Annotated in this window: 13 protein-coding genes and 1 riboswitch; of the genes, 8 read left to right on the top strand and 5 right to left on the bottom strand. The window is 59.4% G+C overall.

Annotation, left to right across the window (positions count from 1 at the left end; all coding sequences use genetic code 11):
* Positions 1 to 14 precede the first annotated feature (14 nt).
* On the top strand, positions 15 to 206 hold the full coding sequence (locus PL597_RS17545; protein WP_137410623.1) for a DUF1289 domain-containing protein: 192 nt from the start codon (positions 15 to 17) through the stop codon (positions 204 to 206).
* Positions 203 to 910 (top strand): TIGR02281 family clan AA aspartic protease, encoded by a 708-nt coding sequence (locus PL597_RS17550; protein ID WP_077983810.1) that lies wholly within the window; start codon positions 203 to 205, stop codon positions 908 to 910. The genes PL597_RS17545 and PL597_RS17550 overlap by 4 nt, the downstream gene beginning before the upstream one ends.
* Before the next feature lie 265 nt (positions 911 to 1175).
* On the opposite strand, the gene PL597_RS17555 is transcribed toward PL597_RS17550, so the two are convergent.
* Positions 1176 to 1778, bottom strand: a complete 603-nt coding sequence (locus tag PL597_RS17555) for a hypothetical protein (protein WP_271365811.1) — start codon at positions 1776 to 1778, stop codon at positions 1176 to 1178.
* 283 nt (positions 1779 to 2061) lie between these two features.
* Positions 2062 to 2212: riboswitch (FMN riboswitch) on the top strand.
* A gap of 120 nt (positions 2213 to 2332) precedes the next feature.
* On the opposite strand from PL597_RS17555, the gene ribB reads away from it, so the two are divergent.
* Complete coding sequence (gene ribB, locus PL597_RS17560; RefSeq protein ID WP_271365812.1) at positions 2333 to 2974, top strand: 3,4-dihydroxy-2-butanone-4-phosphate synthase; 642 nt, start codon at positions 2333 to 2335, stop codon at positions 2972 to 2974.
* A gap of 196 nt (positions 2975 to 3170) precedes the next feature.
* Here the strand turns inward: ribB and PL597_RS17565 are convergent, their stop codons facing one another.
* The 4 genes from PL597_RS17565 to PL597_RS17580 form a co-directional block, all read right to left on the bottom strand.
* Positions 3171 to 3959, bottom strand: a complete 789-nt coding sequence (locus PL597_RS17565; RefSeq protein WP_271365813.1) for an SDR family oxidoreductase — start codon at positions 3957 to 3959, stop codon at positions 3171 to 3173.
* A 14-nt stretch (positions 3960 to 3973) separates the two neighbouring features.
* Complete coding sequence (locus PL597_RS17570; protein WP_271365814.1) at positions 3974 to 5452, bottom strand: sugar ABC transporter ATP-binding protein; 1479 nt, start codon at positions 5450 to 5452, stop codon at positions 3974 to 3976.
* 119 nt (positions 5453 to 5571) lie between these two features.
* A complete protein-coding gene (locus tag PL597_RS17575) occupies positions 5572 to 6501 on the bottom strand; it encodes a sugar ABC transporter substrate-binding protein (RefSeq protein WP_173989411.1) in 930 nt (309 codons plus the stop codon).
* Positions 6502 to 6634: 133 nt separating this feature from the next.
* Positions 6635 to 7615 (bottom strand): ABC transporter permease, encoded by a 981-nt coding sequence (locus PL597_RS17580; protein WP_271365815.1) that lies wholly within the window; start codon positions 7613 to 7615, stop codon positions 6635 to 6637.
* A 439-nt stretch (positions 7616 to 8054) separates the two neighbouring features.
* On the opposite strand from PL597_RS17580, the gene PL597_RS17585 reads away from it, so the two are divergent.
* The 5 genes from PL597_RS17585 (at position 8055) to PL597_RS17605 (ending at position 13194) form a co-directional block, all read left to right on the top strand.
* The gene (locus PL597_RS17585; RefSeq protein ID WP_137410625.1) at positions 8055 to 8864 is read left to right on the top strand and encodes a transketolase; all 810 of its coding nucleotides are present in this window, start codon (positions 8055 to 8057) and stop codon (positions 8862 to 8864) included.
* Positions 8864 to 9820 carry a transketolase family protein gene (locus PL597_RS17590; protein ID WP_271365817.1) on the top strand — a complete coding sequence of 319 codons (957 nt, stop codon included), beginning with the start codon at positions 8864 to 8866 and terminating at the stop codon, positions 9818 to 9820. Before PL597_RS17585 ends, PL597_RS17590 begins: the two co-directional genes overlap by 1 nt.
* A gap of 114 nt (positions 9821 to 9934) precedes the next feature.
* Complete coding sequence (locus PL597_RS17595; protein WP_271365818.1) at positions 9935 to 11404, top strand: FGGY family carbohydrate kinase; 1470 nt, start codon at positions 9935 to 9937, stop codon at positions 11402 to 11404.
* A gap of 20 nt (positions 11405 to 11424) precedes the next feature.
* Positions 11425 to 12384: a sugar-binding transcriptional regulator gene (locus PL597_RS17600; RefSeq protein WP_162520294.1), complete on the top strand. Its 960-nt coding sequence runs from the start codon at positions 11425 to 11427 to the stop codon at positions 12382 to 12384.
* Between the two features lie 24 nt (positions 12385 to 12408).
* Complete coding sequence (locus PL597_RS17605) at positions 12409 to 13194, top strand: SDR family oxidoreductase (protein ID WP_077983821.1); 786 nt, start codon at positions 12409 to 12411, stop codon at positions 13192 to 13194.
* Positions 13195 to 13222 lie beyond the last annotated feature (28 nt).

A 13222-nucleotide genomic window follows, 5' to 3' on the forward strand; every position in this document is an offset into this window, starting at 1 on the left:
TGATATAAATCATCATGGAAACACCCTGCATTCATATCTGCCGCCTCGATGAAACCGTGAGCCTCTGCATCGGCTGCGGCCGTACGCTGGATGAAATCGGCGGCTGGGCGGGATATAGCGATGAGAAGAGGCGCGAAATCATGGCGTTGCTGCCGCAAAGACTGGCAAACCTGCCCAAGACCGCCAAGGAGACACATACCGCATGAACAGGCTGACCATCGTTCTCCTTCTGCTGGCCGTCGGCCTTGGCCTGCTTCTCATCAATCACGACGGCGGCCGGACACTCGGCATCGACAATGATCAATTCGCCCACGTGCTTTATCTTCTGCCGATTGCCGGCCTGTTATCCGCCGGCATTCTGGCGGGAAGACGCGGCAGCCTCAGTACCGTCATCCGCCAGCTCGCTGTCTGGCTCGTCATCATTCTCGGCCTCGTCTCGCTCTATCTCTATCGCTACGATCTGCAATCCTTCGGCGACCGGCTGCTCGGCGGCCTGATGCCCGGTCGTGCCGTGGTGGTGACGACATCAGGCGGTGAACAGGAGATCGTGCTGCATAAATCGATGAGCGGCCATTTCGAGGCGAATGTCACCGTCGAGGGCAAGACGATCCATATGCTGGTCGATACCGGCGCAAGCTCGGTGGTCCTCGCCAATGCGGATGCGGCAGCAATCGGCATCGACACCACAAACCTCCGCTATACCGTACCTGTCATGACCGCGAATGGCCGCACGGCGGCTGCCCCCGTTACGCTCTCCGAAATCGGCATCGGCCCCATAGCCAGACGCAACATCCCCGCCCTCGTCGCGCAGGATGGCCAATTGGGCCAGAGCCTGCTCGGCATGAGCTTCCTGTCGACGCTCGGCTCACTGCAGATGCAGACCGATGAATTGCGTTTGCGGGATCGGTAAGCTTCTCTCGGAGAAGGCTCTTATCTTGCGATCAAACGCTTTCATCACAATATATGTGAAGTAACGAGGAAAAGGTTGGCCGACACTGACCCGCTGAAACCGGCGGCTTACTCGCAAATTTTGTCACTTCGGCAAATCATTGACATGCCACACTGATCATGAGACAAGATTACATATTCAACGCGGGAGTTCTCAACATGATCGGGCCAGATCCTATCCTACTTTGATCTAAGCGTGCTTCCACTGTAAGAAGCGAAGCGTCGAACTATGGTTTCGGCGCTTTTTGTTTTTTTGAGATTCCCGGCGAACGGATTTTTCGCTTTAGTTTGTATCCCCTGTATTTTCCTTCCATCGTCTGCAAAAGATTCTCGCCGGTTTTCTTTGCCTCTTCCGCGTGTTCGTAGAGGCTGCGAATGGCACTTTCTCGACCTTCGAGTGAAATATTGGTAAAACTCTTCCGGTATATTCCATCTATCTTGGCGCGAATTTTATCCAGAACACCATAGAAATAGACGACATCGCCAATATACTCTCTTCCAGTGGCCGATATTGAATCGATATTCTTCAGATAGAAATGGGTGTGTCGTGCATCTGTAATGTGCGGAACGAAATCTTTGTTTTCCATGATACGCTCCCTGAAAGTCACATAGGAAATAGGCGCGGCAAGAAAGATCGCCATATCGGCTGTATTAAAGTCGATCTCAGCATAGAGAGACCTAATAAATTTCTCTTTTTCTCGGGACTTTTTCCAGAATCCTACCCCCACCGCTACAAACTGTCCAAGTATCCACAGTGTAAAAGCAGTGGACGCCGCGACCATCGCGGCGAGCAATTGCGGACTTTCAGATATTTGCTGCGTCGCTGACATGCAACAATCCTTTTAAATATAAATTATATTTACTTTTAATAAATGAAATATAAAAATCACAAACAAAATTAACAATATAAATATAACAATTCAAATGGCGGGCAACGATTTTTTACACCAATATCGGGTCTGTTTCGACGGAAATATTGGCCAGGAACTCGACCTGAACCACGCTGAAATAAAATGCTCGAAGGAACCATTTTCCGGGAGATTTCTTTCTGTGCGATTCTTGTTCGACGAACCATCGCCCCTTGATTCCTCCCTATTGGATAAATTATGTTGGTTCCGTTCTCAGGGCGGGGTGCAATTCCCCACCGGCGGTATCGGGATTTTTCCCGGAGCCCGCGAGCGCTTCCGGTCTCCAAAGCCGGAAGGTCAGCAGATCCGGTGAGAGGCCGGAGCCGACGGTATAGTCCGGATGGAAGAGGACAAGGCATAGGACGCACGCGCGTGAGCGGGCTTCGCATTGCATTGTTCGCCCAAGGGATATTTGGCGCTTCTCGAAGCGCGAAAATGCCGCAAAACGGCATAACCCTTGAAAGGCTTGAAAGAAAATGACCATTGCTAGAATTAAAGACGCCATCGAAGCCATTTCCCGTGGCGAGATGGTGATTGTCGTTGACGACGAAGACCGCGAAAATGAAGGCGATATCATCGCCGCCTCCGACAGCATCACCCCACAACAGATCGCCTTCATGATGAACCATGCGCGCGGGTTGATCTGCGTCGCCATGCCGGGCGAGCGTCTCGATGCGCTCGACATTCCGCTGATGGTGTCGCGCAATACCGAATCCCTCAAGACGGCCTTCACCGTCTCGGTGGACTATATTCCAGGCACCACGACCGGCATTTCCGCCGCCGACCGGGCAAAGACTGTTCGCGCGCTGGTCTCCGAGGAATCGCGCCCGGAAGATTTCGCCCGTCCCGGCCACATCTTCCCGCTGCGTGCCAACCCTCAGGGCGTCCTTGGCCGCACCGGTCATACCGAAGCCGCCGTGGACCTCTGCCGCCTCGCCGGAAAATACCCCTCCGGCACCATCTGCGAAGTCGCCAATGACGACGGAACGATGGCCCGCCTGCCCCAGCTCAAGGTTTTCGCCGAACGCCACGGCCTGCTCGTCGTGACCATCAAGGACCTTGTCGCTTACCTCAAGGGCGAGGTTGTCGAGGAAGTGGCGCAGAAGCAGGTTGCGTGAGCTGCTGCTCGTGTTGTGGGTACGAAAACGCCCGGCGCAAGCCGGGCGTGAAATGGGTAACTGAAGTGCTGAAACCTCCCAGCTCCGTCATCCTCGGGCTTGACCCGAGGATGACCTGGAGTGTGGTGAACCGTCGGTTGGCACGGACGTCCATGTTTATCAGACCAGGAAGCTCAATACTTCCGCGTCGAAAACCCTACCAGCAGCAGAAACCGCCATCCACCAGCAGATCCACGCCCGTCACGAAACTAGCCGCATCTGACAGCAGGAAGATCGCCGGACCGACCATCTCATCCACGCCCGCCATGCGCTGCATTGGCGTTTGCTCTTCGAACAGCTTGGTCTGGTGCACCATTTCCGGCCGCGTGTTCATCGGCGTCGCCGTGTAGCCCGGCGAGATGGTGTTGACGCGGATGCCGCGCCCCACCCACTCCATCGCCATGGATTTCGACATGTGGATGACGCCTGCCTTCGAGGCATTGTAATGGCACTGCATCAGCCCGCGATTGACGATGACGCCCGACATGGAGGCAATGTTAACGATTGCGCCGCGGCCGTTTTTCAGCATGGCATTGGCTTCCGCCTGGCAGGAGAGGAAAACGCCCTTAAGGTTGATATCCATCATCGTCTGGAACTGGCTTTCTTCCATCTCCTCGGCCGGATTGGCATTGGCGATGCCGGCCGCATTGACGGCGAGCGAAAGTGCGCCGAGTTCTGCCTCCGTGCGGGCAACCGCTTCAGTCAGCGCCTGCTTGCTGGTGACATCGGCAGCAATCTGGACCGACTTGCGCCCGGCCTTGGCGATGAAATCAGCCGTCTGCGCCAGACCGTCATCGGTACGGCGATCGAGCAGCGCGACATTGGCGCCCGACTGTGCAAGCCCCATGGCAATACGCTGGCCGATGCCCGAGCCGGCGCCGGTGACAAGCGCCACCTGACCGGAAAGATCAAACAATTTCGGCGCGTTGAGGGTGATGGTGGACATTTTTATTTCCTTCTTCAGATCGTCGCCAGTTCCATGACCGAGACATCGTTTGCTTCGTCGCGGTTGAGGATGCCGGCCTGTTTTCCCTGCGCGAGCACGAGAATGCGGTTCGAAACGCCCAGCACCTCTTCCAGATCGGAGCTGACGACGATGACGGCCACGCCGTCTTTCGCCAGACCGACAATGATATCGTAGATTCCCGCGCGCGCGCCGACATCGATGCCGCGCGTCGGCTCGTCCAGCACCACCACGCGCGGATTTCGGGCAAGCCATTTGGCGATGACCACCTTCTGCTGGTTGCCGCCGGAAAGATCGGAGGCAGGCTGTTCGCTACGGCCCTTGACCCCAAATCTGGCGATGGCCTCTTTTGTAAAGGCGCGCTTGATGCGCGGCGTGATCCAGCCGGTGCCGACACGGTCGAGATTGGCATAGATCAGGTTTTCACCGATCTCGTGCTCCACCACCAGCCCCTGCAACTTGCGGTCTTCCGGCACCATGACGATGCCCTTGGCGATAGCGTCTGCCGGGCTTTTCAGCGTCAGCACCTTTCCGTCAAGCAGGACCTCACCTGCAAAAGTCGGATCGGCACCGGAAATGGCCCGCACCAACTCGGTGCGTCCCGCGCCGATCAAACCGGCAATACCAAGGATTTCACCGGCGCGGACGCTGAAGCTGATGTCGCGGAAAGCATTGTCCGCGCCAGTCAACCGTTTCACTTCCAGCACCGTCTTGTCCTGCGGCTCCGGCAGCGCCGGGAACAGGCGTTCCAGCGAGCGGCCGACCATGCTTTCAACAATGGTGCGCACCGGCGTCGCGCTGTCGGCAAATTCATGCACCCGCTCGCCGTCGCGCAACACGACGATACGGTCGGTAATCTGTTTGATCTCTTCCATGCGGTGGGAAATATAGATGATGCCCACGCCCTCGGCGCGCAGCTTGCGCACCTGCTCGAACAGCGCCTGCGTTTCCGCACCGCCAAGTGCGGCCGTCGGCTCGTCGAGGATCAGGAGTTTAGCATCCAGCGCCAGCGCCTTGGCGATTTCGATCAGTTGCTGGTTCGCGGTCGAGAGACCCGCCACCTTGCGGGTTGCGGGAATGTGGAGGTTGAGGCGCGCCAGCTGCTGCTGGGCTCTGCGCAGCATCTCGGCGCGGTCGACAACCCCGTTTTTCATCGGCCAGCGGCCAATGAAGACGTTTTCGGCGATGGAAAGCTCCGGCAGAAGCTTCAATTCCTGATGAATGAGGACGACACCCTTGTCGATCGCCTCGCGTGGCGACGACGGCGCAAAGGGCTCACCGAGCCACGTCATCTTGCCCTCGGACGGCTCGCGCGAACCGGCGATGATGCCGGACAGCGTGGACTTGCCCGCACCGTTTTCACCCAGCAACGCGACCACCTCGCCCGGATAGACGTCGAGATCGACGGCTTTCAGAACCTCGAGCGGACCGTAACGTTTGCTGATGCCACGGAGCGAAAGAACCGGCTCGCGCATGACGGGACCTCCCAGGACATAATCGCAGTGGCGATACACCACGGCTCCGTGTCCGAAATTGCGTAAAGACAAACCAATGAATGCCCCGCGCATCCAGTCGGACGCGCGGGGCATAGGGATCAGGGATGGTTGGCGATGAAGCCTTCGACATTTTCCTTGGTGGTCAGCGTCGCATCGGAGAGCTGCACCGCCGGAACCTTCTCGCCGCCGACGATCTTGACCGCCATGTCAACAGCCATGCGGCCCATCTTCTGGGTCTGCTGTGTCGCGGTCACGTCGAACACGCCGTTCTTCAGCGCCTCAAGCGCGGCCGTGTCACCATCGAAGCCACCGACGACGATCTTCTGCGAAGGGTTGGCGACCTTGATCGCCTGTGCCGCGCCGAGCGCCAGACCGTCCGCCTGCGCAAAGACGATCGAGACATCAGGATTGGCCTGCAGCATGTTCTGCATGATCTGGAAGCCTTCGTCCTGGCTCCACATGTTGGACCACTGTTCGGCAACGATCTTCACGCCGGAATTGGCATTTACCGATTCCATGCAGCCCTTGGTGCGGTCGACTTCCGGTGTCGTGCCCTTCTGGCCGTGAATGATGACCATCTTGCCCGAACCGCCAGCCTGCTTGATGATGTAGTCGCAAACCGCCTTGGCGGAAGCGACGGAATCGGTGGCGAGGAAGGTATCGCCCGGCGCGCCATCGGCATTGCGGTCGATATTGATGACCGGAACGCCGGCGGCCTTGGCAAGCTTCACCGGAACGGTCGCGGCGGCGGCACCGGCCGGGATATAGATCAGCGCATCGATATTCTGGGTCAGCAGATCCTGGATCTGGTTGACCTGCGTCGGGCCGTCGCCCTTGGCGTCGACGGTAACGACGGCAATGCCGCGCGTCTTGGCTTCGGCTTCGACGGCCTGCTTGATCTGGTTGAAGAAGTTCGCCTGCAGATTGGCGACGGCAAGGCCGATCTTCTTGACTTCTGCGGCATTGGCAGAGCCGAGCGACAGGGCGAGAAGGGCGGCGGATGTCAGCAGAATGCGTGAAAATTTCATGATTATTCCTCCATTTGTTGATTTTTGACCTTCGGGCAGATCAAACCTCCTCCCCTCCGGCCGTTTTTTCACGCCTCCCATGCCGGGAGGGTCGTTTATTGCGCGGACGGCTCAGCACCGTCCGCAGGCAAATTCAGCTTCTGCGGCGACGCAATGTTTCAGCACCCACGGCCAGCACGATGACCACACCGATGATGACCTGCTGGAGAAAGGGAGAGACGTTGAGCAGGTTGAGGCCGTTGCGCAGCACGCCGATGATCAGCACGCCGATCAGCGTTCCGCCGATGCCGCCCGCACCGCCCGAAAGCGAGGTTCCACCGATGACAACGGCCGCAATCGTATCCAGCTCGTAACCGAAGCCGCTGGAGGGCTGAACCGAGTCGAGACGTGCGGCAAGAACGATGCCGGCAAGACCGGCAAGAACCGCGCAGGCGACATAAACGCAGATCGTCACTAGCGGCACGTTGATGCCGGCAAGACGCGCCACTTCCGGATTACCGCCCACCGCATAGACGGTACGGCCCTCGGAGCGGAAACGCAGGAAAGCCCAGGAAACCAGCACCACGATCAGCATCAGTAGCACGGTCGCGGTCAGCACGCCGAAATGGCGCTCAATCGCCAGCATCATGAACCAGTCGGGAAACCCGACGATCTGCTGTCCGTCCGTGATCATGTTGGCGAGACCACGCGCCACAGACATCATGGCCAGCGTGGCAATGAACGCAGGCACCCGAAAGGCCGTAACCAGAATACCGACAACAAGGCCGCAGGCGGCAGAAGCGATCAGCGCCAGCACGATGGCCATGCCCATCGGCATGCCCGCGACATTGGCCGTCCAGCCCATGATCATCATCGACAGCGCCAGCACCGAGCCGACGGACAGATCGATGCCGCCGAGCAGGATCACGAAGGTCATGCCAATGGCCATGATGCCGAGAACGGTGATCTGGTCGAGAATGTTGAGACCATTTCTGAGCGAGAGGAAATTCTCGCTGGCGAAGGTCAGAAACACGCAGAGCAGCACCAGGCCCAAAAGAGGTCCGGTCGCGCCGCTCAGCCAGGCAAGCGGGCTCCTGGTATGCGTGACCCCCTCGTTGCGTTCAATCGCGGACATGGCTCCTCCCGGTGACTGCCTTGCACTTTTTAAACCGATTAGAATAATTATTCATGACCGGTGAAACATGCATAAGCCAGTTCCGCGAAGCTTGTCAATAGGGCGTTAATGGCAGAAGGGACCCTGCGGAGGATGGCAAGGCGGTCGACTTGCGTTCCTATCCTCATTCCTGTGCCTGTCACAGGAAACCAGCCGACGCGCGTCTACGCGGCGGAAGGAGTCCTTTCGACCCCAGGACTTTGGCTGGCGGAATCCCTGTTACAAATACGGGGATGAGGACGCCGCGAATATCCTTCCGTAAGAAAAATTCTGCGACACCGGAACAGAACGGCTCGACCGAAACAAGACAATCCACAATTCCGGCTTGACAGAAACGCCATCTCTGCAATTATATAAACATCTGTATAAATATTCACACGCATGTTTTGAAGAGGATTCCATGCAGCCCCAGGAGCTAGAGCGCATTGCGCGCCAGATTCGCCTTCGCGACGTACAGGCTGTTTTTGAAGCGGGTGCGGGCCATGTCGGCGGCGAAATGTCGGCTATCGACATCATGACAGCCCTTTATTTCCGCGTCCTGCGCATCTGGCCGGATGATCCGAAGAACCCTACCCGCGACCGTTTCGTGCTTTCCAAGGGCCATACGGCCTGTGCGCTTTATGTGACACTGGCCAAGCGCGGCTTCATTCCGGAAGAGGAAATCTCGACCTTCCTGCAGCCGAATTCGCGCCTCAACGGCCATCCGAACTGCAACAAGGTGCCGGGTGTGGAAACCAATACCGGCCCGCTCGGCCATGGATTGCCTGTTGCCGTCGGCATGGCCAAGGCGGCCAAGCTTTCCGGTGCGGACTATCACACCTATGTCATGACCGGCGACGGCGAGATGCAGGAAGGCTCCAACTGGGAAGCCATCATGTCCGCAGCGCAGTTCGGCCTGAACAATCTGACGCTGATCGTCGACCACAACCGCTTCCAGCAGGGTGCGGCGCTCTCGGAAACCAATGATGTCGCGCCGCTCCGCCCGAAGCTCGAGGCTTTCGGCTGGGAAGTGAGCGAAATCAACGGCAACGCCATGGCGGACGTCGTGCCGGCGCTGGAGCATCGCGGCGACCGCCCGCATTGCATCGTCGCCCACACCAACAAGGGTCACGGCATTTCCTTCATGCAGGACCGTGTCGACTGGCACCATAAGGTTCCGAGCAGGGAACAATATGAAATCGCCGTCAAAGAACTTTCGGAGACATTGTGATGAACGCGCCCGTAACCGCCGCCAAGCTGTATGACTGCCGCGACGCTTTCGCCGAGACACTGGAAGCGCTGGCTACCAACAATGACAAGGTCGTCGCCGTTTGCAACGATTCGGTCGGCTCTTCGAAGCTCGGCGGCTTCAAGTCGAAATTCCCCGAACGCCTCGTCAATGTCGGCATTGCTGAACAGAACATGGTCGGCGTTGGCGCCGGCCTCGCCAATGGCGGCCAGCTGCCCTTCGTCTGCGGCGCATCCTGCTTCCTCACCGGCCGCGCGCTGGAGCAAATCAAGGCGGACCTTGCCTATTCGAACGCCAATGTGAAGCTGGTCGGCATCTCCTCCGGCATGGCCTATGGCGAACTCGGCCCGACGCATCATTCCATCGAGGACTTCGCCTGGACCCGCGTTCTGCCGAACCTGCCGGTAATCGCCCCCTGCGACCGTATCGAAACGGCAGCCGCCGTCAAATGGGCGGCGGACTATGCCGGCCCCTGCTTCCTGCGCCTGTCGCGTGTCGGCGTGCCGGACCTGCTGCCGGAAGGCCACGTCTTCGAACTCGGCCGCGCCAACCTGTTGCGCGAAGGCTCCGATGTGACGCTGATCGCCAATGGCACGCTGACGCACCGTATCGTCAAGGCCGCCGACATTTTGGCCAGCCGCGGTGTCAAGGTGCGCGTACTGAACATGGCAACGGTGCGTCCCATCGATGAGGCGGCCATCGTAGCAGCAGCAAAGGAAACCGGCGCGATCCTGACGGCCGAGGAACATTCGATCTTCGGCGGCCTCGGTTCAGCCGTCGCCGAAGTCGTGGTCGATCATGCACCTGTGCCGATGAAGCGTCTCGGCGTTCCCGGCGTCTTCGCCCATACCGGTTCAGCCGAATGGCTGCTCGATGAATTCGGCATGGCACCGTGCGCCATTGCCGATGCCGCTGAAGCGCTGATCAAGAGAAAATAAGGTCTCCTCCCAGAGTCGTCGCGTGTCTTCGGATGCGCGGCGACACCCTTTCTGCAATATCGTCGTTCAATCGCCGCAAGGCAGAAACGAAAAACTGCCGACGAAAGACCCATCATGCGCGCTATTTTGTCCATCGATCAGGGCACCACCAATTCCAAGGCCATTCTTGTTTCAGAAACCGGCGAATTGCTGGCGCGCGGCTCATCGCTCGTCGGCATCACCTATCCGCAGCCCGGCTGGGTGGAACAGGAACCGCAGCGCATCTGGGCCTCGGTCTGTGAAGCGATCTCCGCCTGCCTTGCCGCCGCACCTTCTGGCGTCGATGTCGTAGCCATCGCCATTTCCAACCAGCGCGAATCCGTGACCATCTGGGACGGCGAAACCGGTGAGCCGCTCGGACCAGTGCTCAGCTGGCAATGCCGCCGCACGGCGCAGGACTGCGCCGAACTGATCGAAAAGGGCCATTCCAAGCGTGTGATGGCGCTGACCGGCCTGCCGATTGACCCGATGTTTCCGGGCGCAAAAATGCGCTGGCTGCTGGAGCGCGCGCCGCAAGGCCGCCAGCTCCGCCTCGGCACCATCGATAGCTGGCTCATCCATCGCTTCACAGGCGGCAAGGTCCATGCCTGCGATGCCTCCAACGCCGCCCGCAGCCAGGTGCTCGATCTCAACCGCCAGGTCTGGAGCGAGGAGCTTTGCGAGCTCTTTGGCATCGACATCAACACACTGCCAGACCTGCGCGACAGCAGCGGCGATTTTGGCGTCACATCAGGCGTTCCCGGCATCAAGGGCGGTACGCCGATCCTCGCCGCCATCGGTGACAGCCATGCCGCCCTCTTCGGCCATGGCGCGTTTAACCCCGGCGACGGCAAGGTGACCTTCGGCACCGGTTCCTCCGTCATGACGACGCTTCCGCATTTCATCGCGCCCGAACGCGGCATCACGACGACCGTCGCATGGCGGCTGGGCGGCAAACCAACCTTCGCCTTCGAAGGCAATATTCTCGTCTCGGCCGCCTCCCTGCCCTGGATGACGGATATCCTCGGCCTGCCCGATGTCGCGGCCCTTGTCGAGCTTGCCGCCACTGCCGAGCCAAACGGCCCCGGTTTCGTGCCGGCCTTCGTGGGTCTCGGTGCGCCCTATTGGGATACGAATGCACGTGGGCTTTTCTCTCAGATCAATTTCAGCACTACCCGCGCCCAGATGGCCCGCGCCGTCACCGATTCCATCGCCTTTCAGGTCCACGACGTATTCGCCGCCATGCGCGCGCAATCGCCTTCGGGCTTTGGACGGCTGTTCGTGGATGGCGGGCCGAGCCAGAACCGTTTCCTGATGCAGTGCGTCGCCAATATGCTGGAACACCCGGTCATCCAGCGCGATGCGCCGGAAGCCTCCGCGCTGGGTGCGGCCTATCTCGCCGGCCTCGCCCTCGGTTTCTGGAGCGATCTTACGGCCATCGCCGCCCTTGCCAGCCAAGGCAACACGATCACGCCGGCAAACGGCGAAAACCGGCAGCGGCTTGGCATCTGGCGCGATGCGATTGCCCGCTCGACCTTGCCTGTAACCTCGGGTAATGGTGAATAAAAATTCACCCTGGAGGGCTTATGGGCAGGCTAAACGAACTTCGAATGATTTCCCGCGTGGCGCAGATGTATTTCAGCGAGCATAAACGTCAGGCGGAAATCGCCCAGCATCTCAACCTTTCCCAAGCCACCGTCTCGCGCATGCTGAAGCGTGCGGAGGCGGAAGGCATCGTCCGCACCAGCATCATTCCCCCGCCCGGCACCTATAGCGATCTGGAGGCGCAGCTGCGCGAACGTTTCGACCTGCCGGAGGCCATCGTTGTCGATTGCAGCGAGGACCGTGACGGCGCCATCATGGCCCGCATCGGTGAAGCGGCCGCGCACTTTCTCGAGGTGACGCTGTCGCAGAACGAGATCATCGGCGTTTCCAGCTGGAGCCAGACGATCTTCAAGATGGTGGAAAACATCCACCCGCTTAAAGGCGCCAAGGCGCGTTATATCGTCCAGACGCTGGGCGGCATGGGCGATCCCTCGGTCCAGACTCATGCGACCCAGATCACCACCCGGCTGGCGCGGCTGACGGAGGCCGAACCAAAGCTGCTGCCAGTACCCGGCGTCGCCACTTCGCGGGAAGCCAAGCTTCTGATGCTCGCAGACCCCTTCGTGCGCGAAACCATCGATCTCTTCGGGTCCATCACTCTCGCCATCGTCGGCGTCGGCGCGGTGGAGCCATCGGAACTTCTCGCCCGCTCCGGCAACATCTTTTCCGCCAAGGAACTGGCCGATCTCGCCCAGGCAGGCGCCGTGGGCGACATATCTCTACGATTCTTCGACAGGCAAGGCAAACCGGTAAAGACGCCGCTCGATGACCGGGTCATCGGCCTGCCGCTGGAAAACCTCTCGAACGTCGACCGTGTCATTGCGCTCGCCGGCGGCTCGAAGAAGACAGAGGCCATTGCCGGGGCGCTCAGAACCGGTGTGATCGATGTGCTCGTCACCGACAAATTCACTGCCGAACGACTGGTCGGTCAGGAAACATAGCCAAGTTCCCATAAAGGAGGAGACATGAGGCGCTTTGAAGGTCAATCCGTATTCGTGACCGGAGGCAACAAGGGCATCGGTTACGGCATAGCCCGCCGTTTTGCCGATGAAGGCGCAAAAGTCGCCATCGCCTCAGTCGACAAGGACACGCATGACGCCGCCAGAAAACTGGCGGACGAAACCGGCACCGTTACCCATGGCGTCATCCTCGATGTGCGCGACGCGGCAGCGGTGCGCGAGGCCTATGGCGCCGCCGAAGAGGCGATCGGCCCGCTTTCCATTTCCGTCCAGAATGCCGGCGTCATCACCATTTCGAAAATCGAAGAGCTGACGCAGGAACAGTGGGACTTCAATCTTGACGTCAACACCAAGGGCGCGTTCCTCTGCTGCCAGGAAGCGATCCGCCGCTTCCGCGCAAGCGGCACCAAAGGCCGCCTCGTCAACACCGCCTCGGGTCAGGCGCGTCAGGGATTCATCTATACACCGCATTATGCCGCCTCAAAATTCGGCGTTGTGGGCCTGACGCAAAGTCTTGCCAAGGAGCTCGCGCCTGAGGGCATTACCGTCAACGCCATCTGCCCCGGCATCATCCACACCGAAATGTGGGACTATAACGACCGCGTCTGGGGCCAGATGCTGGGTGAGTACAAGCCCGGCGAACTGATGGCCGAATGGGTGCGCAACATCCCCATGCGCCGCGCCGGAACCCCCGCCGAAGTGGCCGCACTGGTGGCATTTCTGGCGTCGGACGATGCGGCTTATATCACCGGCCAGACCATCAATGTCGATGGTGGCTTGATTATGTCGTAAAGGGGCTTGCTAAAGCCTCTCCTCCGTC

Source organism: Agrobacterium sp. ST15.13.013 (assembly GCF_027956525.1).
Lineage (GTDB): Bacteria > Pseudomonadota > Alphaproteobacteria > Rhizobiales > Rhizobiaceae > Agrobacterium > Agrobacterium salinitolerans.